This is a genomic window from Amycolatopsis vancoresmycina (assembly GCF_000716785.1).
Lineage (GTDB): Bacteria > Actinomycetota > Actinomycetes > Mycobacteriales > Pseudonocardiaceae > Amycolatopsis > Amycolatopsis vancoresmycina.
Genome location: NZ_JNYY01000033.1, coordinates 39,341 through 60,958 on the forward strand (window position 1 = coordinate 39,341; position 21,618 = coordinate 60,958).

General features: G+C 71.8%; 20 protein-coding genes and 1 pseudogene. 9 read left to right on the plus strand and 12 right to left on the minus strand.

The window, feature by feature from the left end; translation table 11 throughout:
• Positions 1–128: 128 nt before the first annotated feature.
• Entirely contained in the window at positions 129–1,616 is a 1,488-nt protein-coding gene (locus OO60_RS42510) for a chitinase (RefSeq protein ID WP_004559650.1), read from the plus strand.
• A gap of 49 nt (positions 1,617–1,665) precedes the next feature.
• On the opposite strand, the gene OO60_RS42515 is transcribed toward OO60_RS42510, so the two are convergent.
• From OO60_RS42515 to OO60_RS42525, 3 genes are all read right to left on the minus strand, one after another.
• A complete protein-coding gene (locus OO60_RS42515) occupies positions 1,666–3,318 on the minus strand; it encodes a GMC oxidoreductase (RefSeq protein ID WP_033263522.1) in 1,653 nt (550 codons plus the stop codon).
• Positions 3,318–4,781: a flavin-containing monooxygenase gene (locus OO60_RS42520; RefSeq protein WP_033263523.1), complete on the minus strand. Its 1,464-nt coding sequence runs from the start codon at positions 4,779–4,781 to the stop codon at positions 3,318–3,320. The genes OO60_RS42515 and OO60_RS42520 overlap by 1 nt, the downstream gene beginning before the upstream one ends.
• Positions 4,782–4,855: 74 nt before the next feature.
• Entirely contained in the window at positions 4,856–5,950 is a 1,095-nt protein-coding gene (locus tag OO60_RS42525; protein WP_004559653.1) for a winged helix DNA-binding domain-containing protein, read from the minus strand.
• 80 nt (positions 5,951–6,030) lie between these two features.
• Between OO60_RS42525 and OO60_RS42530 the strand changes: the two genes are divergently transcribed.
• Complete coding sequence (locus tag OO60_RS42530) at positions 6,031–7,086, plus strand: AraC family transcriptional regulator (protein ID WP_004559654.1); 1,056 nt, start codon at positions 6,031–6,033, stop codon at positions 7,084–7,086.
• Here the strand turns inward: OO60_RS42530 and OO60_RS42535 are convergent.
• Positions 7,007–7,678 (minus strand): TetR/AcrR family transcriptional regulator, encoded by a 672-nt coding sequence (locus OO60_RS42535; RefSeq protein ID WP_004559655.1) that lies wholly within the window; start codon positions 7,676–7,678, stop codon positions 7,007–7,009. The genes OO60_RS42530 and OO60_RS42535 overlap by 80 nt on opposite strands.
• A 193-nt stretch (positions 7,679–7,871) precedes the next feature.
• Here OO60_RS42535 and OO60_RS42540 point away from each other — a divergent pair, with 193 nt between their 5' ends.
• Positions 7,872–8,183: a hypothetical protein gene (locus OO60_RS42540; RefSeq protein ID WP_004559656.1), complete on the plus strand. Its 312-nt coding sequence runs from the start codon at positions 7,872–7,874 to the stop codon at positions 8,181–8,183.
• A gap of 42 nt (positions 8,184–8,225) precedes the next feature.
• Here the strand turns inward: OO60_RS42540 and OO60_RS42545 are convergent, their stop codons facing one another.
• From OO60_RS42545 to paaI, 3 genes are read right to left on the minus strand one after another with little or no spacing between them, the layout of a single operon-like run.
• Complete coding sequence (locus tag OO60_RS42545) at positions 8,226–8,819, minus strand: TetR/AcrR family transcriptional regulator (protein WP_004559657.1); 594 nt, start codon at positions 8,817–8,819, stop codon at positions 8,226–8,228.
• A complete protein-coding gene (gene paaK, locus OO60_RS42550; RefSeq protein WP_004559658.1) occupies positions 8,816–10,093 on the minus strand; it encodes a phenylacetate--CoA ligase PaaK in 1,278 nt (425 codons plus the stop codon). The genes OO60_RS42545 and paaK overlap by 4 nt, the downstream gene beginning before the upstream one ends.
• A 2-nt stretch (positions 10,094–10,095) precedes the next feature.
• Positions 10,096–10,506, minus strand: a complete 411-nt coding sequence (gene paaI / locus OO60_RS42555; RefSeq protein ID WP_004559659.1) for a hydroxyphenylacetyl-CoA thioesterase PaaI — start codon at positions 10,504–10,506, stop codon at positions 10,096–10,098.
• Between the two features lie 166 nt (positions 10,507–10,672).
• On the opposite strand from paaI, the gene paaZ reads away from it, so the two are divergent.
• From paaZ to paaE, 6 genes are all read left to right on the plus strand, one after another.
• Positions 10,673–12,700: a phenylacetic acid degradation bifunctional protein PaaZ gene (gene paaZ / locus OO60_RS42560; RefSeq protein WP_004559660.1), complete on the plus strand. Its 2,028-nt coding sequence runs from the start codon at positions 10,673–10,675 to the stop codon at positions 12,698–12,700.
• Entirely contained in the window at positions 12,697–13,629 is a 933-nt protein-coding gene (gene paaA, locus OO60_RS42565) for a 1,2-phenylacetyl-CoA epoxidase subunit PaaA (RefSeq protein WP_004559661.1), read from the plus strand. The genes paaZ and paaA overlap by 4 nt, the downstream gene beginning before the upstream one ends.
• A 68-nt stretch (positions 13,630–13,697) precedes the next feature.
• Positions 13,698–13,982 carry a 1,2-phenylacetyl-CoA epoxidase subunit PaaB gene (gene paaB, locus OO60_RS42570; RefSeq protein WP_033263526.1) on the plus strand — a complete coding sequence of 95 codons (285 nt, stop codon included), beginning with the start codon at positions 13,698–13,700 and terminating at the stop codon, positions 13,980–13,982.
• Positions 13,979–14,836, plus strand: coding sequence for a 1,2-phenylacetyl-CoA epoxidase subunit PaaC (gene paaC / locus OO60_RS42575; RefSeq protein WP_004559663.1), 858 nt, complete (start codon positions 13,979–13,981; stop codon positions 14,834–14,836). Before paaB ends, paaC begins: the two co-directional genes overlap by 4 nt.
• A complete protein-coding gene (gene paaD / locus OO60_RS42580) occupies positions 14,830–15,318 on the plus strand; it encodes a 1,2-phenylacetyl-CoA epoxidase subunit PaaD (protein ID WP_004559664.1) in 489 nt (162 codons plus the stop codon). The genes paaC and paaD overlap by 7 nt, the downstream gene beginning before the upstream one ends.
• A 2-nt stretch (positions 15,319–15,320) precedes the next feature.
• Positions 15,321–16,373: a 1,2-phenylacetyl-CoA epoxidase subunit PaaE gene (gene paaE, locus OO60_RS42585; RefSeq protein WP_004559665.1), complete on the plus strand. Its 1,053-nt coding sequence runs from the start codon at positions 15,321–15,323 to the stop codon at positions 16,371–16,373.
• 2 nt (positions 16,374–16,375) lie between these two features.
• On the opposite strand, the gene OO60_RS45275 is transcribed toward paaE, so the two are convergent.
• From OO60_RS45275 to OO60_RS42610, 5 genes and pseudogenes are all read right to left on the minus strand, one after another.
• Positions 16,376–18,136, minus strand: coding sequence for a toll/interleukin-1 receptor domain-containing protein (locus OO60_RS45275; RefSeq protein WP_004559666.1), 1,761 nt, complete (start codon positions 18,134–18,136; stop codon positions 16,376–16,378).
• A gap of 171 nt (positions 18,137–18,307) precedes the next feature.
• Positions 18,308–19,432, minus strand: coding sequence for an adenylate/guanylate cyclase domain-containing protein (locus OO60_RS42595; protein ID WP_004559667.1), 1,125 nt, complete (start codon positions 19,430–19,432; stop codon positions 18,308–18,310).
• Position 19,433: 1 nt separating this feature from the next.
• Positions 19,434–19,886: a universal stress protein gene (locus OO60_RS42600; protein ID WP_004559668.1), complete on the minus strand. Its 453-nt coding sequence runs from the start codon at positions 19,884–19,886 to the stop codon at positions 19,434–19,436.
• A 93-nt stretch (positions 19,887–19,979) separates the two neighbouring features.
• Complete coding sequence (locus OO60_RS42605; protein ID WP_004559669.1) at positions 19,980–21,158, minus strand: coiled-coil domain-containing protein; 1,179 nt, start codon at positions 21,156–21,158, stop codon at positions 19,980–19,982.
• Between the two features lie 183 nt (positions 21,159–21,341).
• Positions 21,342–21,618 (minus strand): annotated as a pseudogene (locus tag OO60_RS42610) (crotonyl-CoA carboxylase/reductase); the annotation flags it as partial.

The window sequence follows — 21,618 nt, forward strand, 5'->3', positions numbered from 1 at the left end:
TCGCCTGGATCCGATCGTCACATTCTGCCGTTTCGGGCGCCCCGACTTTCGGATGGGGTTCCTTGACATTCAGATTGGTCTAGTCCATTTTGTGGTGACCTGCCTCACCAGTGTCACGGAGGTTGCCCGTGGTCCCCAAGGTCCGCTTCGCTCTGCTTTCCTTACTTTCCGTGGTGACGCTGTGTCTCGGCGTGACCTTCGTGCTCGCCGGCAGCGCATCGGCGGCGAACATCCTGGCCAACCCCGGCTTCGAAGCCGGCACGACGGGCTGGACGTGCACCGGCACGGCGGCCGCGGTGAGCTCGCCGGTGCACGGCGGCAGCCGCGCCCTGAACGCGACGCCGTCGTCGTCGGACAACGCGCAGTGCTCGCAGACGCTCACCGTCTCGGCGAACACCGCCTACAAGCTGTCGGGCTGGGTCCAGGGCAGCTACGTCTACCTGGGCGTCTCCGGCTCGGCGACGGCCAGCACGTGGACGCCCGGCACCAGCGGCTACCAGCAGCTGTCGCTGAGCTTCACGACCGGCTCGAGCACCTCGCTGACGGTGTACCTGCACGGCTGGTACGGCCAGCCGGCGTACTACGCCGACGACGTCAGCCTCGACGGCCCGGGCACCCCGCCCACCACGACGCCGACCACGCCGACCACTCCCACCACCCCGACCACCCCGCCGACGACGACCACCACCCCGCCGACGACGACCACGACCCCGCCGACGCAGGGTGACCTGCCGAAGCACGTCCTGACCGGCTACTGGCAGAACTTCTACAACGGCGCCAAGGCGCTGAAGCTGGCCGACGTGCCGACGAAGTACAACATCATCGCGGTGTCGTTCGCGGACGCCACGGGCACGCCGGGCGCGGTGAGCTTCACGCTCGACTCGGGCCTGTCTTCGCAGCTCGGCGGCTACACGGACGCCCAGTTCAAGGCCGACATCAAGACGGTCCAGGCGCGCGGCCAGCGCGTGATCATCTCGGTCGGCGGCCAGAACGGCACGATCAGCGTCGGCGACTCTTCGTCGGCGAACAACTTCGCGAACAGCATCAAGACGCTGATCGCCAACTACGGCTTCGACGGCGTCGACATCGACCTGGAGAACGGCATCAACGCCACGTACATGGGCCAGGCGCTGCGCAGCATCTACAACGGCGGCGGCAAGGTCATCACGATGGCGCCGCAGACGATCGACATGCAGTCCACGGCGGGCGGCTACTTCCAGCTGGCGCTGAACATCAAGGACATCCTGACGATCGTCAACATGCAGTACTACAACTCGGGCTCGATGAACGGCTGCAACGGCAACGTCTATTCGCAGGGCACGGTCGACTTCCTGACGGCGCTGGCCTGCATCCAGCTGCAGGGCGGCCTCCGGGCGGACCAGGTCGGCCTCGGCCTCCCGGCCTCCCCGCAGGCGGCGGGCGGCGGCTACCAGGCCCCGGCCAACACGGTGTCGGCCCTGAACTGCCTGGCCCGCGGCACGTCGTGCGGCAGCTTCAAGCCGTCGGCGACGTACCCGGCGATCCGCGGCGCGATGACGTGGTCGATCAACTGGGACGCGTCGCAGGGGTACGCGTTCGCCAACACGGTGTCGGCGGGCCTCGCGGGCCTGCCGTGACCGTGGGTTGAGACGGCCCTCCCGGACGGCGCGGTCCGGGAGGGCCTTTTCACGCGAGCGGCAGCCGGAGGGCGCCGGGTGCCTCGGAAGGCACCACCGGGTTCTTCGGCGCCACCGCCGCCACGCGCTGGTACGGCGAGCCCAGCTCCGGCCGCGGGTCCTCCTCCCCGGCGTTCGGCCAGAACGCCATCGCCCGCTCCGCCTGGGCCGTGATCGTCAGCGACGGGTTCACGCCCAGGTTCGCCGAGATCGCCGAGCCGTCCACCACGTGCAGCCCCGGGTACCCGTACAGCCGCTGGTACGGGTCCACGACCCCCGAAGCCGGCGAATCGCCGATCGCGCAGCCGCCGATGAAGTGGCCCGTGATCGGGATGTTCGCCAGGTCCGTCCACGCGCCCTGCGGCAGGCCGCCGATCTTCGCCGCCACGCGGCGCGTCACCTCGTGGCCCGCCGGGATCCAGTCCGGCGAAGGGGCGCCTGCGCCCTGCTTGGTCGTCATGCGGCGGCCGAACAGCCCGCGCTTGGTGTACGTCGTCACCGAATTGTCGAGGGTCTGCATCACCAGCAGCCCGATCATCCGCTCCGACCAGTGCCGCGGGTTGTGGATGCGCAGCAGGTCGCGCCGGGCGCGCCACAGTTCGCGCAGGCCCAGCGCCCAGCGGCGGCGGCCCGGCGAGCCGTCCACCAGCACCGTTGCCAGCAGGCCCAGCAGGTTGCTGCCGCGCCCGTACCGCACCGGCTCCACGTGCGTCACCGCGTCCGGGTGGATCGACGACGTGATCGCGACCCCGCGCGAGTAGTCCGTGTCCGCCCGCAGCGACCGCGCCGCCAGCACCGCCTCCGAGTTCGTGCGGGCCAGGAGCCCCAGCCGCGGGGACACGCCCGGCAGCGTCCCGGTGTCCCGCATCCGGTGCAGCAGCCGCTGCGTCCCCAGTGCCGCCGCCGAGAACACCACCTGTGACGCGGTGAACGTCCGCCGGGAAAAGCCGCCGGTGCGCCGCGTGTCCACCGCGTACCCGCCGTCGACCGGCCGCACCGACACCGCCGTCGTCAGGGGGTGCACCTCCGCGCCCGCCTGCTCGGCCAGGTACAGGTAGTTCTTGACCGTCGTGTTCTTCGCCCCGACCCGGCACCCGGTCATGCATTCGCCGCACAGCGTGCACGAGGTGCGCGCCGGGCCCGCACCGCCGAAGAACGGGTCCACTCCGGACTGTCCGAAGTAGACGCCGACGGGGGTGCGGCGGTACGTGTGGCCGATGCCCATGTCCTCGGCGACGTCCTTCAGCACCCGGTCCGCCGCCGTCGTCGCCGGGTTCTCGACCACGCCGAGCATCCGCTTCGCCTGGTCGTAGTACGGCGCGAGCTCGGCCCGCCAGTCCGTGATGTGCGCCCACTGCGGGTCGGCGTAGAACTGCTCCGGCGGCTCGTACAGCGTGTTCGCGTACACCAGCGAACCGCCGCCGACGCCGGAGCCGCTCATCACGAAGGTGTTCTTCAGCAACGTCAGCCGCTGGATGCCGAAGCAGCCCAGCGCGGGCGCCCACAGGTACTTCCGCAGCCGCCACGACGTCTTCGCGAACTCGTCGTCGGCGAACCGGCGGCCGGTCTCCAGCACGCCGACGCGGTAGCCCTTCTCGGTCAGCCGCAGCGCCGTGACGCTGCCGCCGAACCCCGAGCCGATCACCAGGACGTCGTAGTCCATCACGCCACCACCCGGTAGTCGGCGACGTCGAGCCGCCGCGTCCGGCGGTCGTACTCGGTGACCAGGCCCGGCCAGTTGGTCGTCACCCGGCCGTCGGCCTGGCGGTACCAGCTCGTGCAGGCGCTCCACACGCTCCTGCCCAGCCGCCGCTGCACCTCGCGGTCGTACCGCTCCTCCACCTCCGGCCGGACGTCCAGGTAGGACACGCCGGGTCGCGCGAGCTGCTCCACCGCCTGCCGGATGTACCGCGCCTGGCGCTCGATCATGTAGATGATGGACCCGGCGCCGAGGTTCGTGTTCGGCCCGTAGACGCAGAACAGGTTCGGGAAGCCGGGCACGGTGATGCCCAGGTACGCCCGCGCGCCACCGGACCACTCCTCCTGCAGCGACCGCCCGCCGAGGCCGCGCACGTCCATCCGGTGGAGGAACTCCGTCGCGGCGAACCCGGTGCCGTAGATCAGGACATCCGCCTCGAGCTCGGTGCCGTCCTCGACCCGCACGCCCTTCTCGGTGATTTCGCGGATCCGCCGCGTCTCGACGTCGACGTCCGGCTGGGCCAGCGCGGGCAGGTAGTCGTTGGTGAACAGGATCCGCTTGCAGCCCAGGGGATAGGCCGGCGTCAGCTTCGCGCGCAGCTCGCGGTCCTTGATGTGGCGGCGCCGCAGCTGCGCGGTCCGCAGCTCGAACATCTTCGCCAGCACCGGGTGGCGCGTCATCGCGTAGGTGGCGTACTCGGCGAGCAGGAAGATCCGCAGCCGGCCGAGCAGCTGCGTGGGCGGCAGGTGCTCGAACAGCCAGTGCTGCCACCGCCGGTAGCTCGGGTCGGACTTCGCCATGACGTACGGCGGCGTGCGCTGGAAGACGGTGACGTGCTGGGCCCGTTTCCGCAGCTCGGGCACGAACTGCACGGCACTGGCCCCGGTCCCGATCACGGCGACGCGCTTCCCGGTCAGGTCGACACCGTGGTCCCACCGCGCGGAGTGGAACGCGTCGCCGGCGAACCTCTCGCGGTTCGGGATGGCGGGCAGCACCGGCCGCGACAGCTGCCCGACGGCGGGCACGAAGACGTTCGCCTCGTAGGTTTGCCCGTCCTTCGTCTCGACCCGCCAGAGACCGCGCGTTTCGTCGAACGCGGCTCCGGTGACCTCGGTCCGGTACCGGATGTGCCGCTCCAGGCCGTACTTCGTGATGATGCGCCGCAAGTAGGCGAGGATGTCCGGCTGGTGCGAAAACCGCTTCGGCCAGCGCGGGTTCGGCTCGTACGAGAAGGAGTAGAGCGGCGAGGGGATGTCACAGGCCGCGCCCGGATAGGTGTTGTCCCGCCAGACCCCGCCGGCCGTGGCGGCGCTCTCCAGGATCGTGAAGTCGGTGAACCCCGCGCGCTTCAGCTCGATGGCCGTCCCGATGCCGCCGAATCCGGTGCCCACGATCAGCACCGATGGCCCCTTCGCCGCACTGCTCATGCGGGAAAAGCTACGCACCGGACGCCTGTGACAACAGGCCACGAGCGGTCACACAATCGAGAATTCCGGCCAGCTCAACCCGCCGGGTGGACGCGCACCTCGTGCGTCGCCGACCCCGGCTCGGCCCACCGCACCAGTTCCCCCGCCGCCTTCTCCAACGCCGCCGAAGCCCGCTTCGGCAGCTTCTCGAACGGCGACAGCCCGATCACCGCCGCCTTCTTCGACGCCTGGATCTCCCAGCAGCCGCGCACCTGCCCGTCGACCAGCAGCGTGCCCTTGACCAGGCCGTTCTGCGTGATCACCCGCTTGCGGTGGTCGTCGGTGATGACCCGCGTCCGGTCCGCGTACGAAAGGATCGTCTGGTCGAACGGCCCCAGCAGCCGCGGCGGGGCCGGGACGTCCTCGTCCGGCACCGTCAGCTCCGGCAGGTCCAGCAGCTCGCGGCCGTCCGGATCGCGGTAGCGCCGCAGGTCCATCGACGCGGCCACCTCGCCCAGCCGCGTGATGCCCGCCCACGTCTGGACGTCCGCCACCGTCGCCGGGCCGAAGGCGCGCAAGTACCGCGAGATCAGCGAAGCGGGCGAAGGCGGCGGCAGGGGAGCGCCCACCCACTCGTCCAGGCACGCGTACGTCGTCTGGCCCGCCTTGCCCCAGATCGCCCGCGGCGGCGTCTGCACCAGCGGCAGCCGGCCGCGGGCCAGGTGGGTCAGGGAGGCTGCCGGGACGTCCCAGGTGCGCGCCAGCTCGGCGCCCAGTGCCGTGCTCGACAACGCCGACGCCGCCAGCAGTTCCCGGGCCGCCGACGCGACCGCGGCGTGGTCGAGGCCGGCCAGCGCCCGCGCGTGCTGCGTGTTCGTCCTCAGGTCGCGGTCGTAGAGCGGCTGCACCACCGGCCGCCACGCCAGCGCGTCCGCCGCCGTCACCAGGTGGACCGTGCCGCGCATCAGGGCGATCCGGACCACGCGCCGGCTTTCCAGGAGCTCTGCCAGCTCCGACGGACGGAATCCTTCGAGCCGCGACCACAGCCCGAAGTACGGCGGGAACGGCGCCTGCGCCTGGAGCCCGGCCAGGTGCTCCACCGCGTCGAAGGCGGACATCTCCGCCCGGCGCAGCAGCAGCTGGCGCTCCAGCGTGGCGCGGTTCAGGGCGCGCCTGCTCAACGTCTCCACGCCGTCACCCTAACGACCACCCCGGACAGTTCCGGTCCTCGATTGGACACCTTCTCCGCCCGTGATCCAGAATTCCGGCCATGGCCGAGCTCGCCGCGCCCGCCGTCGGGGACTGGGACTTCCCGCGCGGCACCGCGAGCATCGAGCTGATGACCCGGTTCGCCGCCGGACGCGGCCTGCCGTCCGCGCAACTCCTGGCCGCGACCACCCTCACGCCGGAGCTGCTCGCCGATCCGGCCGTCCAGGTCGACGCGCGCCAGGAGCTGGCCGTCGTCCGGGCGCTGGCCGCACTGGACGGTTCGGACGGGACCGCGCTGGAGCTCGGCCGCCGCTACCGCGTCACCACCTTCGGCATCTTCGGGTTCGCCTGCATCAGCAGCCCGACGCTGCGCGACGCGATGCTGTTCGCGCTCCGCTACTTCGACCTGAGCTTCGCGTTCTGCATCCCGCACGTCGTCCTCGGCCGTGACCGGCTGACGCTGGAGCTCGACGACAGCCGCGTGCCCGCCGACGTCGCCCGCTTCCTCGTGCTGCGCGACCTGGCCGCGATCTTCGCGGTCATGCGCGACCTGCTGCCCGAGATCGCCCTGGACGAACTGACCTTCCGGCACGAAACGGCCACGCCGGAGCCGTACGTGGCCGCGTTCGGCGTGCGCCCGCGCTTCGGTGCCGACGCCTGCCGAGCCACGCTCGACCCGGCGCTGCTGACCCGGCCGCTGCCGCAGGCCAACGACCAGACCGTCGCCCTGTGCGCCGCGCAGTGCGAAGCGCTCGTCGCCCGTCGCCGGCAGCGTTCGGGAATCTCGCAGCAGGTGCGCGAACGCCTGGTCCGGCTCGGCGGGGTCGACGCCGGGATGGACGAGATCGCCCGCCGGTTGTCACTGAGCACGCGCACCCTGCGCCGCCGCCTGACCGAGGCGGGCACCAGCTACCGGGCGCTGGTCGACGAGGTCCGCCAGACGCTCGCCGAAGAGCTGCTCGACACCGGCGTGCTATCGGTCGAGGACGTCGCCTACCGGCTCGGGTACGCCGAGGCGTCGAGCTTCATCCACGCGTTCAAGCGCTGGACCGGGATGACGCCGGCGGCGTTCGCCCGTCGCTACCGCGCCGCTCGGCAAGCACCGCCGGGTAGGTGAGCTTCAGCAGGTTGAGCAGCGAATCGGTGAGGAAGGTGCGCAGCGCCGCGCGGTCCAGCGCGCCGCGGATCAGCCACTCCCGCGACGCCGCGCGCAGCATCCCGCCGAACGACCGGATCATCGCGCGCAGCTCTTCGCGGCCCTCGGTCACGCCGGTCATCAGCGCGGCCTCCAGGACCCGGTCGGCGGCCACCTCGTCGGCCTCGCGCATGATCCGCTCGATCTCGGGGTCGCGCCCGGCCGCCTCCGGCCCGATCACGGTCAGCCACGCGTCGCGGTTGCGGTCCACGACCTCGATCCACCGCTCGACGCCGATCGCCAGCCGCTGCTCCATCGTGGTGTCCGGCAGGGCTTCGGTGACCGGCGCGGGCACGATCATCATCTGCCGCACCACTTCGAGGTACAGCTCGCGCTTCCCGCCGAAGTAGTGGTTGATCAGCGGGCGGGCCACCCCGGCCGCCTCGGCGATGTCCGAAGTGGACACCGAGGCGTAGCTGCCCGCCCCGAACAGGTGCCGGGCGGCGGCGAGGATCTCGGCGCGCCGCTCGGCCGGTTCGAGCCGGCGGCGCCGGGGCCGGGTCCCACTCGTCATCCGCTCAGCCTCGCGGGGGACCGGCACGCTGTCAACAAGCAGTTGACCCGGTGTCAAAAGAGTGGCTCCGGTGGCGGGCAGGGGGTGTTTCGCGCCAACCTTTGTCGTTACGCAACCGGAACAACCGGCCGGTAACTTCCCGGCACCCGGATGCGACGAGACGGCAGGGACCCGCGACCGGGGGTAGGAGCAGATGAACGAAGAAGACGCGCCGATCCGGCCGGCCGGACGCTGGGTGAGCGTCCGCCTGCAGCATCGCCACGTCAGCTTCGACGACGGCTTCGAAGCCGAAGAACCCCTGCCCGGCGGCGACTGCGCGGACGAAGAGTCCCTGTCGTACTCGGGAATCGTGATCACCAGCTACGACCACGGCGAGAAGGTGTCGGAACGCTGGATCCCGCTGGGCGTCGACCCGTCCGAAGCGGACGACGAGCGGCTCATCGGCCAGCTGCGCGAGGCCCTGCTGTGGCAGGCGGGCCGCCCACCCCAGACCGCCGAGGACTGACCCCTCGTGAGTGGTAAGGCGAGTTCTAACTCGTCTTACCACTCACGAGCCGGTGCGCAGGCCCTCGAAGGCCACTTTGCACACCGCGTCCGCGACCTCCGCCGCCGCTGAGCCGCGCCGCGGCCGGTACCACTCGATCAGCGAGTTGACCATGCCGAACACCAGCCGGGCCGTCACCGCCGGGTCGACGTCGGGGCGGATGTCGCCCTCCGCCGCCGCCTGCTTCACCAGGTCCGTCACCAGCCGGTCGAACTCGCGGCGGCGGGCCAGCGCCGCCCGCTCCACCTTCGTGTTGCCGCGCACGCGCAGCAGCAGCGTCACGAACGGCAGCCGGTCCGCGAGCACCAGCACGCTGCCGCGCACCAGGTGCTCCAGCCGGTCGATCGCCCGCCCGTCCAGCTGGTCGGTCGAAGCAGCCACCTCGAACAGCCCGTCCAGGGCGCGGTCGACCGCCAGCCGCAGCAGTTCCTCCTTGCTGGGCACGTGGTGGTAGATCGCCGACTTCGTGATGCCGAGCTTGCGGGAGAGGTCCTCCATGCTCGTGCCGTCGTAGCCGCGCTCGTTGAACAGCTTCACCGCCACCTGCAGCAGCGATTCGAGGTCGTAGCCGGGCCGCCCGCGCCGCGGGGTCGTCACGGCTTGTCCCGCTGGTCGACGATCCGCCGCATCTTGCCCATGGACCGCTCGAGGGTGTCCGGGTCGACGACGTCCACCGACACGGTGACGCCGACGCCGTCCTTCACCTGCGAAACCAGCGAAGCCGCGGCGTCCTCCCGCGCGGCCGAAGAGGCGTCGTGACGCGCCTCCACCCGCACGGTCAGGTGGTCGAGCCGCCCGCGGGTGGACCGGACGAGCTGGAAGTGCGGGCTCAGCCCGGCCGTGCGCAGCACGATCTCCTCGATCTGCGTCGGGAAGACGTTGACCCCGCGCAGGATGATCAGGTCGTCGGTGCGCCCGGTGACCTTGGCCATCCGCCGGAACGCCGGCCGTGCCGTACCCGGCGAAAGGGCCGTGAGGTCCCGGGTGCGGTAGCGGATGATCGGCAGCGCCTGCTTGGTCAGCGACGTGAACACCAGCTCGCCGGTCTCGCCGCCGCCGAGGACGGCTTCGGAGTACGGGTCGATCACCTCGGGGTAGAAGTGGTCCTCCCAGATGTGCAGGCCGTCCTTCGTCTCGACGCACTCCTGCGCGACGCCCGGCCCCATCACCTCCGACAGCCCGTAGATGTCGACGGCGTCGAGGGCGAACCGCTCTTCGATCTCCGCGCGCATCTGCTCGGTCCACGGCTCGGCGCCGAAGATGCCCACCTTCAGCGAACTGGCCCTCGGATCCACGCCCTGGCGCTCGAACTCGTCGAGCAGCGTCAGCATGTAGGACGGCGTCACCATGATGACCTCGGGCCGGAAGTCGGTGATCAGCTGCACCTGCCGCGCGGTCATCCCGCCCGACGCCGGGATCACCGTGCAGCCGAGCTTCTCGGCGCCGTAGTGCGCGCCGAGACCGCCGGTGAACAGGCCGTAGCCGTACGCGACGTGCACCTTGTGCCCCGGCCGCCCGCCCGCGGCGTGGATCGAGCGGGCCATCACCGTCGCCCAGGTGTCGATGTCCTGCTCGGTGTACCCGACGACGGTGGCCTTGCCGGTGGTGCCGCTGGAGGCGTGGATGCGCCGCACCTGGTCCTGCGGCACGGCGAACATCCCGAACGGGTAGTTCTCGCGCAGGTCCTGCTTGGTGGTGAACGGGAACTTCGCCAGGTCGGCCAGTTCCTTGCAGTCGTCCGGGTGGACGCCGGCTTCGTCGAACTTCCGCGTGTAGGCGGGCACGTTCGCGTAGGCGTGCCGGAGTGTCCACTGCAGACGTTCCAGCTGGAGGGCGGCCAGCTCGTCCGCGCCGATGTCCGTCTCGATCATGGTCAGTCCCGTTTCGCGGAGAGGACGCGGCTGCGGCCGCGGAATTCGGCGACGACCTCGGGCCCGCCGGGGGTCTCCCGGTGCACCGTGACGTCGTAGATGCCGTTGCGGCCGTAGCGGGTGCGCTCGGTGGCCGTGGCGACGAGGTGGTCCCCGAGCCGGCCGGCCGCGACGAAGGAGATGTCGGCGCCCGCGGCGACCGTCGCGGGGCCGTGGGTGTTGCAGGCGAGCGCGAACGCCGTGTCGGCCAGCAGGAAGATGTACCCGCCGTGGGCGATGTCGTGGCCGTTGACCATCTCGCGGGTGATCGTCATGGTGGCCACCGCGCGGCCGTCGCTCGCTTCGACGAGTTCGATGCCCAGTGCGCGCGAGGCCTCGTCGGCGGCGAACATGGTGTGCGCTGCGTTGGTCATTCCTGCTCCGTGCGGACTTACCGAATGGACGGTCACTTGGCGGTGCCGCTCAGTAAAGGCAGTGGTCCACGCCGGTGTCAAGCGCCCGGCCCTTCCGATCTTCGGGTCCGGCGGCTACCATGCGATTAACTGAACGTCCGGTAGGTAATTCGGCGAGAGGGACCTGATGGCACTGCTGCGCAGCTACGTCTCCGGGAGCTGGCACACGGCGGCGGACGAGGGCGTCCCGCTGCACGACGCGGCCACCGGCGAGGAGGTCGCCCGGATCTCGTCGGCGGGCGTCGACTTCGCCGCGGCCCTCGAGTACGGCCGCCGCGTCGGCGGCCCGGCCCTGCGCGAGCTGACGTTCCACCAGCGTGCGGCGCTGCTCAAGGCCCTGGCCTCCCACCTGCGTGAACACCGCGAGGAGCTGTACGCCCTCTCCGCGCGCACGGGTGCCACCCTCGGGGACTCGAAGTTCGACATCGACGGCGGCATCGGCGTCCTGTTCAGCTACGGCTCGAAGGGCAAGCGCGAGCTGCCCAACGACACGGTCTACGTCGAGGGCAACGTCGAGCCGCTCAGCCGCGGGGGCACGTTCGTCGCCCAGCACATCGCGACCCCGCTGCGGGGTGTCGCCGTCCAGATCAACGCGTTCAACTTCCCGGTGTGGGGGCCGCTGGAGAAGTTCGCGCCCGCGTTCCTGGCCGGCGTCCCGAGCCTGGTCAAGCCGGCCAGCTCGACCGCGTACCTGACCGCGCGGCTGGTCGAGCTGATCGTCGAGTCCGGCATCCTGCCGGAGGGCTCGCTGCAGTTCGTCGCGGGCAGCGTCGGCGACCTGCTCGACCACGTCACCGCGCAGGACCTGGTGTCGTTCACCGGGTCGGCGTCGACGGCCCAGAAGCTGCGGACCCACCCGGCGATCGTGCGCAACGCGGTCCGGTTCAACGCGGAGGCCGACTCGCTGAACTGCTCGATCCTGGGCCCGGACGCGGTTCGCGGGACCACCGAGTTCGACTTGTTCGTCAAGCAGCTGACCACCGAGATGACGGTCAAGGCGGGCCAGAAGTGCACCGCCATCCGCCGCGCGTTCGTCCCGGCGGAGCTGCTGGACGACGTCGCCGCGGCCGCCGCTGAGCGGCTGGCGAAGGTGACGGTCGGCAACCCGGCGTCCGAAGGCGTCCGGATGGGCGCGCTGGCCAGCCTGGAGCAGCGCGAAGAGGTCCGGCGGTCGCTGAAGGCGCTGCTCGACGCCGGCAGCGTCGTGTTCGGCGACCCGGAGAAGGTCGACGTCGTGGACGCGGACGCCGAGCGCGGCGCGTTCATCTCGCCGGTGCTGCTCAAGGCCGACCCCGAGCGCTCCGAGCCGCACGAGGTCGAGGCGTTCGGCCCGGTCTCGACGCTGATGCCGTACACGTCCACCGAGCAGGTCGTCGACTTCGCCGCCCGCGGCGGCGGCAGCCTGGCCGGGTCCGTGGTCAGCGCGGACAAGGAGTTCGTGCGCGAGGTCGTGCTCGGCGCGGCGCCGTTCCACGGCCGCCTGCTGGTGCTCGACGCCGAGGACGCGAAGGAGTCCACCGGGCACGGCTCGCCGATGCCACAGCTGGTCCACGGCGGCCCGGGCCGCGCGGGCGGCGGCGAGGAGATGGGCGGCATCCGGGGCGTGCTGCACCACATGCAGCGCACCGCCGTGCAGGGCTCGCCCGCGGTGCTGTCCGCGGTGACCGGCCGCTGGGTCGCCGGCGCGCCGCGTGCCGAGGGTGTCCACCCGTTCCGGAAGTCCCTGGCCGAGCTGAAGATCGGTGACTCGGTCGTCGCCGGGCCGCGCACGGTCACCCAGGAAGACGTCGACCACTTCGCCGAGTTCACCGGCGACACGTTCTACGCGCACACCGACCCCGAGGCGGCCGCGGCCAACCCGCTGTTCGGCGGGATCGTCGCGCACGGCTACCTGGTCGTCTCCTTCGCCGCGGGCCTGTTCGTCTCGCCCGAGCCGGGCCCGGTGCTGGCCAACTACGGCCTGGAGAACCTCCGCTTCCTGACGCCGGTCAAGGTCGGCGACTCGCTCACGGTGACGCTGACCGCCAAGCAGATCACCCCGCGGATCGACCAGGAGTACGGCGAGGTCCGCTGGGACGCCGACGTCACCAACGCCGAGGGCGAGTCGGTGGCCAAGTACGACGTCCTGACGCTGGTTTCGAAGGAGCAGCCGTGACCGCCACCGTCTCGCTGGAAGAGCACTTCGAGCACACCATCGAGCGCGACCAGCGCATCGAGCCGCGCGACTGGGTGCCCGAGGGCTACCGCAAGACGATGATCCGGCAGATCGCGCAGCACGCGCACTCGGAGATCATCGGCATGCAGCCCGAAGGCAACTGGATCACGCGGGCGCCGTCGCTGCGGCGCAAGGCGATCCTGCTGGCCAAGGTCCAGGACGAGGCCGGCCACGGGCTCTACCTGTACTCCGCGGCGGCGACGCTGGGCGCGGACCGGGCCGACCTGACCGACAAGCTGATCACCGGCAAGCAGAAGTACTCGTCGATCTTCAACTACCCGACGCTGACCTTCGCCGACGTCGGCGTGATCGGCTGGCTGGTCGACGGCGCGGCGATCTGCAACCAGGTGCCGCTGTGCCGGTCGTCCTACGGGCCGTACGCGCGGGCGATGATCCGGATCTGCAAGGAGGAGTCCTTCCACCAGCGGCAGGGCTACGAGCTGCTGATGACGATGATGAAGGGCACCGAGCAGCAGCGGGAGATGGTCCAGGAGGCCGTGAACCGCTGGTGGTGGCCGTCGCTGATGATGTTCGGGCCGCCGGACGCCGATTCGCCGAACACCGCGCAGTCGATGGCGTGGAAGGTCAAGCGCCACACCAACGACGAGCTGCGCCAGCGGTTCGTGGACATGTCGGTGCCGCAGGCCGAGGCCCTCGGCGTCACGTTCCCGGATCCCGACCTGAAGTGGAACGCCGAGCGCGGGCACTACGACTTCGGCGCCGTCGACTGGGACGAGTTCAAGAACGTCCTGAAGGGCAACGGCCCGTGCAACGCGCAGCGGATCGCGCACCGGCGCCGCGCCCACGAGGACGGCGCCTGGGTCCGCGAAGCCGCCGTCGCGCACGCCGGAAAGAAGGAGCGCAAGTGACCGAGCTGACCGCCGAGGGCGGCCACGGGGCCGTCCCCCTCGAAGGCGTCCCCGCCGCGCCGGGCCCGATCAAGCACGACTGGCCGCTGTACGAGGTGTTCGTCCGCGGCAAGCGCGGCCTGAACCACGTGCACGTCGGATCGCTGCACGCCGCCGACGACCGGATGGCGCTGCACCACGCGCGTGACCTCTACACCCGCCGCAACGAGGGCGTGTCGATCTGGGTCGTGCGCGCTGCGGACATCACGGCGTCGTCCCCGGACGAGAAGGACCCGTTCTTCGCGCCCAGCGGCGACAAGGTCTACCGGCACCCGACGTTCTACGACATCCCCGAGGAGGTGCCGCACATATGAGCTTCGACAACGTCTACGAGTCGCTGACCGAGGAGAACGACGCCCGCTGGGCGTTCGGCACCGGCTTCGAGGACCCGCTGTCCGGAGTGGACACTTCGGTCCCGTCCGGTGTGGACGGTGCCGCGCTGGCCGCGTACTGCCTGATGCTCGGCGACGACGCGCTCATCTTCTCCCACCGGCTGCAGGAGTGGTGCACCAACGCCCCCGAGCTGGAGGACGAGGTCGCCATCGCGAACATCGCACTGGACCTCCTGGGCCAGGCGCGGCTGCTGCTGGCCAGGGCCGGCAAGGCCGACGGCTCCGGCCGCTCGGAGGACTCCTACGCGTTCCAGCGCGCGGAGCACGAGTTCCGCCACGTCCGGCTCGCCGAACTGGGCGGCGGCCACTTCGGGCACCTGATCGCCCGGCTGTTCGTGTTCTCGACCTGGCGGCTGGCGTTGTTCCAGCGCCTCGAAGCGTCGGTGGACCCGGTGCTGGCGGCCATCGCGGACAAGGGCGTCAAGGAACTGACCTACCACCGCGACTACGCGGCGCAGTGGCTGGTCCGCCTCGGCGACGGGACACCGCTGTCGCACGAGCGGATGCAGGAGGGGCTCGACGCGGTCTGGCCGTACGTGGGGGAGCTGTTCCGCACGCACCCGGTGGAGCTCGTCGACGCGGCTTCGCTGCGGCCGGAGTTCGACGCGGTCCTGGACCAGGCGCTCGCCGCGGCGACATTGGTGCGGCCGTCCTCGGGTGAACTGGCCGGCGTTTCGGGCCGGACCGGCCGCGACGGCGTCCACACCGAGCAGCTGGGGTACGTGCTGGCGGAGCTGCAGAGCGTCGCCCGGGCGATGCCGGACGCGAAGTGGTGACCGCCGCCGCGGTGGCCGCGACGGTCACCGACCCGGAGCTGCCGATGCTGACGCTGGCGGACCTGGGCGTGCTGCGCTCGGTGTCCGAAGAGGACGGCCGCGTCGTCGTCGCGATCACGCCGACCTACACCGGCTGCCCGGCGATGGACACCATGCGCGACGACCTGGAGCACGCCCTGCTCGCGGCGGGGTTCCCCGACGTCGAGATCCGGACGCAGCTGGCGCCGGCGTGGACGTCGGACTGGATCTCGTCGTCCGGACGGGAAAAGCTGGCCGCGGCCGGCATCGCGCCGCCGGGTGCGGCGCCGCGGCGGTTGGGGCCGATCCCGCTGACGCTGTCGGCGCCGGTGTCGGCGGTCCGCTGTCCCCTGTGCGGGTCGGCGGACACCGAAGAGCAGTCCCGTTTCGGCGCGACGGCGTGCAAGGCGCTGCGGCGCTGCCGCGCGTGCCTGGAGCCGTTCGAGCACGTCAAGGAGATCTGAAAGTGGCGGCGTTTCACTCGCTCAAGGTGGCGGGCGTCGAGCGGCTGTGCGATGACGCGGTCGCGGTGACGTTCGACGTGCCTCCCGCGCTGGCTTCGGAATACGCGTTCAAACCGGGCCAGTCGCTGACCTTGCGGCGTTCGGTCGACGGCCGTGACGAGCGCCGGTCGTACTCGATCTGCGCCCCGGCCGGCGCCCCGCCGCGGGTCGGCGTCCGCCTGGTGCCGGACGGGCTGTTCTCGGCGTGGCTGGTCGGCGAGGTGCGCCCGGGCGACACGATCGAGGTCGCGCCGCCGACCGGTTCGTTCACCCCGGACCTGTCCGCGGGCGGCCACCACGTGCTGATCGCCGCGGGCTCGGGCATCACGCCGGTGCTGTCGATCGTGGCGTCCCTGCTGGACACCCCGGACGCGACGGTGACGGTGCTCTACGGCAACCGCCGCACGGACACGGTGATGTTCGCGGACGAGCTGGCGGACCTGAAGGACCGGGCGCCGTCGCGGCTGGAGCTGATCCACGTGCTCTCGCGCGAACCGCGCGAGGCGGAGTTGTTCACCGGCCGCCTGGACGTGCCCAAGCTGCGCACGCTGTTCGCCACGCTGGTGCCGGTGGATTCCGTGGACCACTGGTGGCTGTGCGGTCCGTTCGAGATGGTGTCGGGCGCGCAGGAGCTGCTGACGTCGCTGGACGTGCCCCGCGCGCGGATCCACCAGGAGCTGTTCTACGTGGACACGCCCCCGGCGCCGGTGGAACACCTCGACCCGGCGGTGGCGGGCGAGTCGTCGGAGGTGTCGGTGGTCCTGGACGGCCGCTCGACCCCGATGACGCTGCCGCGCTCGTCGTCGGTGCTCGACGGGGCCCAGAAGTTCCGCCCGGACCTGCCGTTCGCGTGCAAGGGCGGCGTGTGCGGGACGTGCCGCGCCCGCGTGACGGAGGGCAAGGTCGACCTGCGGCGCAACTTCGCGCTGGAGGAGGCGGAGGTCGCGGCGGGGTTCGTGCTGACCTGCCAGTCGTACCCCGTGTCGGAAACCCTCACGGTCGACTTCGACGCCTGAGCTCAGCCGAGATCGGATTCTTCGGCTTCGACGAAGCCCCAGCCGCGGGCCAGGCGGGTGAGGGCCTTGGCGGCCCAGGCCCGCCGCTCGGTGCGGCCGAACCCGATCGGCGCGATCACGGTGGCCGCGCCCAGCAGGCCCGGCCGGCCCGCCGGCTTGCCGAACACCGACAGGTCGACCGCCTCCGCAACATCGGCCTCGACGTGCAGTTCCACCGTCGGCGGGCCCAGCAGGACGGCGTTCGCGGGATCGGGCACGAGGGCGCGCGGCACCACGACGGCCGCCGTGTCCCACGCCGCCGTCCACAGGTCCACGACCTCGTTCGCGGTGATCCGCAGCGTGGTCTGGAACTCGACGCAAACGGTGATCACGGGCGTCGGGCCGGTGGACAGCATGATCCGCGCGACCGCGCGGACGTCGTCGTCGCCGGTGTGGTCGTACCGGGCGTCACGGCCGGTCTGGCGGATGTCCGGCCCGCTCGCGAGCGCCCACCGGAGCCAGGACTGTGGCCTGCCCCGCCGCTGGGACAGGGCCGGTATCTGCGCGGTGATTTCGGCCTGGGGCAGGGCCGACTCGATCAGCTTCCGGGTCAGGCCGGTGATTTCGAGGTCGTCGTCCAGCTGCCACGGCAGGGTCGCGATGGCCCGCACGGTCAGGTCCGCAAGCCCGGCCATCGGCAGCTGGAAGGCTTTCCGGGCCACCATGTCGAGCCGCGGCCGGGGATGCCACCGCGGTTCGGGGTCGCGGAGCAGCACACCGGCTTTCCACGTCCCGCCGTCGAGGTCGACGACGGGGGCGGCCCCCTCGACGTAGTCCATGGTCGGGAACCCGGGACCGGAAGGAAAACCCGGCAGGCCCGAGAGGTCGTCCCACACGGGCCCGGCGACGGCGACGGCCTGCTTGCCGGTCACGGCGCAGATCACGGCGTCGCCGGTGAAGTGCTGGACGAACCCGGGTCCCTCCCGGACGGCCGGGCCAGCGGGCTCGCCCAACCGCCCCCCGGCCCGCTGCCAGGCATCCTCGAAGGTTCGCCTCGCCCGCGAATCGGCCCCGTCACCGACCGCCACGCGGGGCGCGGCGGCCGGGCCGGGGACGGTCATCGATCCGACGTTCCCGACCTGGAGCAGGAAGCCGCTGACGTCACGGGCCTCGTTGTGCACGTGGGTGGCAGGAGGCCGCCGCGGCGCCGCCGCCGGTGCTACGGGCCGCGGTTTCAGGTCCGGCACCGGCCCCAGCGGCGGCTCGAGGATCTCGGGTTGGTCGGTGAGCAGCCGCAGGAGCGGCTCCGCGCCTTCGACGGTGAAGGCCGAGACGGTGTACACGTCCGCGGTGTCCGGGCCCAGGAAGTCCGGCACACCGTCCTTGCTCTGCCCGGGCAGGACGACGGGGATGAACCGGTGCACGGCGTGCGGGTCGGCGAAGAAGGTGTCACGGATGAGCCGGGCCTCCCATTGGACGCCCCGTTCTTCGCTCGCGTCGCCGCGCCCCTCGGCACTGCGGCGGTAGGCGGGTGAAGCGATGACCAGAACGTAGCGGGCTTCCCGGATCTGCTGTCCTCGCCACAAGGCCCAGTCCCGGCGCTGTTGAGCCTCGCCGCGATCGAGGCGGGCGTCGACCCCGCAGGACCGCAGCAACGTCCAGAGCTGGAGGACGGATTCCTCGTGGGCGGGATCGCCGGGCTCCCGGGCGTAGGAGAGGAAGACGGCGGCCGGCTGTGGGCGAGTCCCCGCCGCCCCGTCGACATCGACGTAGTGCCCTGCCACGCGCACCTCCCACCGTCACGCGAATGCAGGGGAGTCTACCGACCGGGGAGAAGGGCGGGCCGCTCAGCGAGGCCGCCCCCGCCCGGCGGCGGTGAGGGGCGGGTGGCTGCATCCGGTCGGCCGCGTTGAGGAGCGGCTCCCGCCGTGCGGCCCGCCGGTGGCTGGGTGCGTTCAGAGCAAGCGGCCTCGTCGTCGGCGGCGGGGGCGCGGGGTGGCCTCGTCGCTTCCGGGCGTCTCCTTCGGCGCGGCCGGGGCCGGGTCCGTCAGGCCCAGCATCTCCGCCGCCAGCTGTTGCGAGCTCGCGAACATTCCCGTCGGTGCCTCCTGGGCCCGGCGCAGCGCCGCCGGGCGGAGGCGGTTGTAGCCGCGGACCGTCACCGGCCTGCGGGCGCGCAGCTCGTACGCCTCCTCCTCCGCGAGCTGGGCCGCCAGCTCGCGGTCGACCAGGATCGTGCCCGGGCGGGCCACCGAGGTCAGGCGGGCCGCCAGGTTGACCACCGAGCCGTAGACGTCGCCGAACCGCGACAGGATCCGGCCCGAAGCCATGCCCGCGCGGACCGCCGGCAGGGTCTCGTCCGCCGAGGTGCGTTCGGTCAGCGTCAGGGCGATCTCCGCCGCGTCGACCGGGGAGTCCGCCACGAACAGGACCTCGTCGCCGATCATCTTCACCACCCGGCCGTGGTGCTCGGCGATCACCTCGGTCGCCAGGGTCTCGAACGCGTCCAGGACCCGGCTCAGCTCGTCCTCGCCGATCTGGCGGGTCAGGCGCGTGTAGCCGACCATGTCGACGAACCCGACCACCTCGGTGCGGGCCTCGACGTTGTCGCCCGCCGCGGCGAACGCCCGGCCCGCGTACGCCGCCAGGTGCCGGCGCCAGACGAAGTTCTGCACCCGCTCGAGCTCGGGCAGCAGCCGGTCGACCAGGCGGGTCACCTGGCGTTCGCTGCGGCCCAGCTCCGGCTGCTCCCGGATCAGCTCCCACAGCATGTCGACCTGCCACTCGGCCAGCCGCGACAGGTGCTGGCCGAGCGCGCGCGTCACCGGCACCTCGATGCTCGGGTCGATCAGCCCGGACTGCACCAGCTGGTCGGCGGTCCGCATGGCCTCGACGTCCGCGTCGGTGAAGACCACCTCGTCGTCGCGCACGGTCGCGAACCCCAGTGCGCGCCACAGCCGGCGTGACCGCTCGTCGGGCACGCCGGCCTTCTCCGCCACTTCGAGCCGGGTGTACTTCCGCCTGCCGCCGAGCAGGACGCGTTCGAGCCGCTGCTGAAGCTCCTCGCTCGGATCGGTCACGTCAGGTCGTGTGGACGATCAGCACGTCCACGCCGGACTTGCGGGCCACTTCGGACGGCACCGAGCCCAGGATCCGGCCGGCGATCGTGTTCAGGCCGCGGTTGCCGACCACCAGCAGGTCGGCCTCGCGCTCCTTGACCACCTTCCGCAGCGAGTCGACCGGGTCGCCCTTGACCGCGACCGTGTCGATCTTCCCGGCCCCCGCGCGCGTGGCCCGGTCCCGGGCCGACTGCAGGGTGTCTTCGGCGGGCGCCGAGCCGACGACCTGGTACGCCTCTTCGCCGAGGACGTCCTGGGCCTTGTCGACGTCCGACTGGCTCGCCGGGTAGAACGCACACGCGATGACGAGCGTGGCGCCGGCGTCGCCGGCCACCGCCGCCGCGCGGTCCACCGCCGCGAACGAAGACTCCGAGCCGTCCGTGCCCACCACCACGGTCCGATATGCCGCACCCATGCGCAAAACCTCCAGGTGATCCCGCGTGAGCAGGGACGACAGCCGGTCGGTACCGACCGAGCAGGCTCGTCCGCGCCCGTGTCGGGTGGAAGGTTACTCGCCAGTCGCTTTCTGCGCTCCGCTCGCCCGCGGAGCCGCCTTCGGGGCGGGCTTCGGCGCGGGTTTGGCCCCGGGCTTCGGCTTCGGCACGTCGCTGGCGCGGATCCGGATCGTCTCCTCGACGTCGGGCACCCGGACCGTCTGCTCGGTGTCGCCGGCGGCGTCCTGGCCCGGCGCCAGGTCGGCCTTGACGTCCTCGGGCACCTTGACCTCGTCGCCGAGGACGGTGTGCGCCTCGGCCAGCACCGCCCGCGCCGCGCGCACCTGCTCGGCCAGCCCGCCGCGCACCTTGCGCAGCGCGTCGACCCGCTCGTTGGCCTGGGTGATCCGCCGGTTCGACTCCTCGGTGGCCGTCGTCACGCGGCGCCGCGCCTCGTCGGCGGCCTCGGCGAGCCGGGCGTTGGCCTCGGTGATCGAGTCCTGACGGCGCTTGTTCGCCTCCGCGACCGACTCCCGCTGACGGCGGTCGATGTCCGCCTTCGCCGCCTTCTCCTCTTCGAGGATCTTCGCGCGGATGTCGGCGGCGTCCTGCGTGGCCTCCTGGACGCGGCGGGCGGCTTCGGCCTTGCTCGCCGCCTCCTGCTCGGCCAGCACCCGCATCGCCTCGGTGCGGCGCGAGGCCATCGCGATCTCGAAGTCCTCTTCGACCTTGGTGCGGCGCTCCTGCGACTCGGTGTCGAGCCGCTTGCGCTCGGCCTCGGCCTCGTCGGTGATCTTCTTGGCCTCCGCGCGGGCGTCCTCGAGGACCTTGCGGTGCTCGGCCTCCATCTCCTTGCGCCGCAGGTCGAGCTCGGTGAGCAGCTGCTCGTAGCGGGCGCGCATGGCGCTCGCGTCCGTCTCGGCCTTGGCCCGGATGTGCCCGGCCTCGGCTTCGGCGCGCGCCCGCGTGTCGGCGGACTCGTCCTGCGCCAGGCGCAGCATCCGCTGGAGGCGCTCGGACAGGCCTTCGACGCTCGTCGGCGGCTGGGCCAGCCGGTCGACCTGCCCGCGCAGGTCCGCGATCTCGCCGCGCGCGATCTCCAGCTGGCGGGCGAGGTCGCCCGCCTGCGCGATGGCGGCGTCCCGATCCGCGGTGAGCATCTTGAGGTCGGCGTCCAGCCGTTCGAGGTGCTCGTCGACCTGTGCTCGGCTGTACCCGCGCTTCGCCACGTCGAAGCCGGCTCCCAGCGGCACAAGCTCCCGTTCATCGCCAAGGCTCATGGGCCTACCGTAGTCGCAGTCCGGTCACGGAAGGGTGAGCACCCGTACCGTGCGCCGAACGCACGGCCTGCCGCGGCGAAGGGAACTGGCGGATTCCGGCTGTTCCCCGGCGGTTTCCGACGCCGGGAGCCCGGCGGCTCCCGGCGCCGGCACGGCTCACGCGCCGCGGAAGGCGTTGATGCCTTCGAGGTGCTTGGCGCGTTTCTCTTCGTCGCGGACGCCGAGGCCCTCTTGCGGGGCGAGGGCGAGGACGCCGACCTTGCCTTGGTGGGCGTTGCGGTGCACGTCGAGGGCGGCCTGGCCGGTCTCTTCCAGCGGGTAGGTCTTCGACAGCGTCGGGTGGATCAGGCCCTTCGCGATCAGCCGGTTGGCCTCCCACGACTCGCGGTAGTTGGCGAAGTGGGAGCCGATGATCCGCTTGAGGTTCATCCAC

Coding starts and splice junctions, on each gene's coding strand:
- OO60_RS42535 (WP_004559655.1), bottom strand. CDS start 7,678: ATGACGAGTGGGACCCGGCCCCGGCGCCGCCGGCTCGAACCGGCCGAG.
- OO60_RS42600 (WP_004559668.1), bottom strand. CDS start 19,886: ATGGGTGCGGCATATCGGACCGTGGTGGTGGGCACGGACGGCTCGGAG.
- OO60_RS42530 (WP_004559654.1), top strand. CDS start 6,031: ATGGCCGAGCTCGCCGCGCCCGCCGTCGGGGACTGGGACTTCCCGCGC.
- paaC (WP_004559663.1), top strand. CDS start 13,979: ATGAGCTTCGACAACGTCTACGAGTCGCTGACCGAGGAGAACGACGCC.
- OO60_RS42520 (WP_033263523.1), bottom strand. CDS start 4,781: ATGAGCAGTGCGGCGAAGGGGCCATCGGTGCTGATCGTGGGCACCGGA.
- OO60_RS42540 (WP_004559656.1), top strand. CDS start 7,872: ATGAACGAAGAAGACGCGCCGATCCGGCCGGCCGGACGCTGGGTGAGC.
- OO60_RS42515 (WP_033263522.1), bottom strand. CDS start 3,318: ATGGACTACGACGTCCTGGTGATCGGCTCGGGGTTCGGCGGCAGCGTC.
- paaI (WP_004559659.1), bottom strand. CDS start 10,506: ATGACCAACGCAGCGCACACCATGTTCGCCGCCGACGAGGCCTCGCGC.
- paaZ (WP_004559660.1), top strand. CDS start 10,673: ATGGCACTGCTGCGCAGCTACGTCTCCGGGAGCTGGCACACGGCGGCG.
- paaK (WP_004559658.1), bottom strand. CDS start 10,093: ATGATCGAGACGGACATCGGCGCGGACGAGCTGGCCGCCCTCCAGCTG.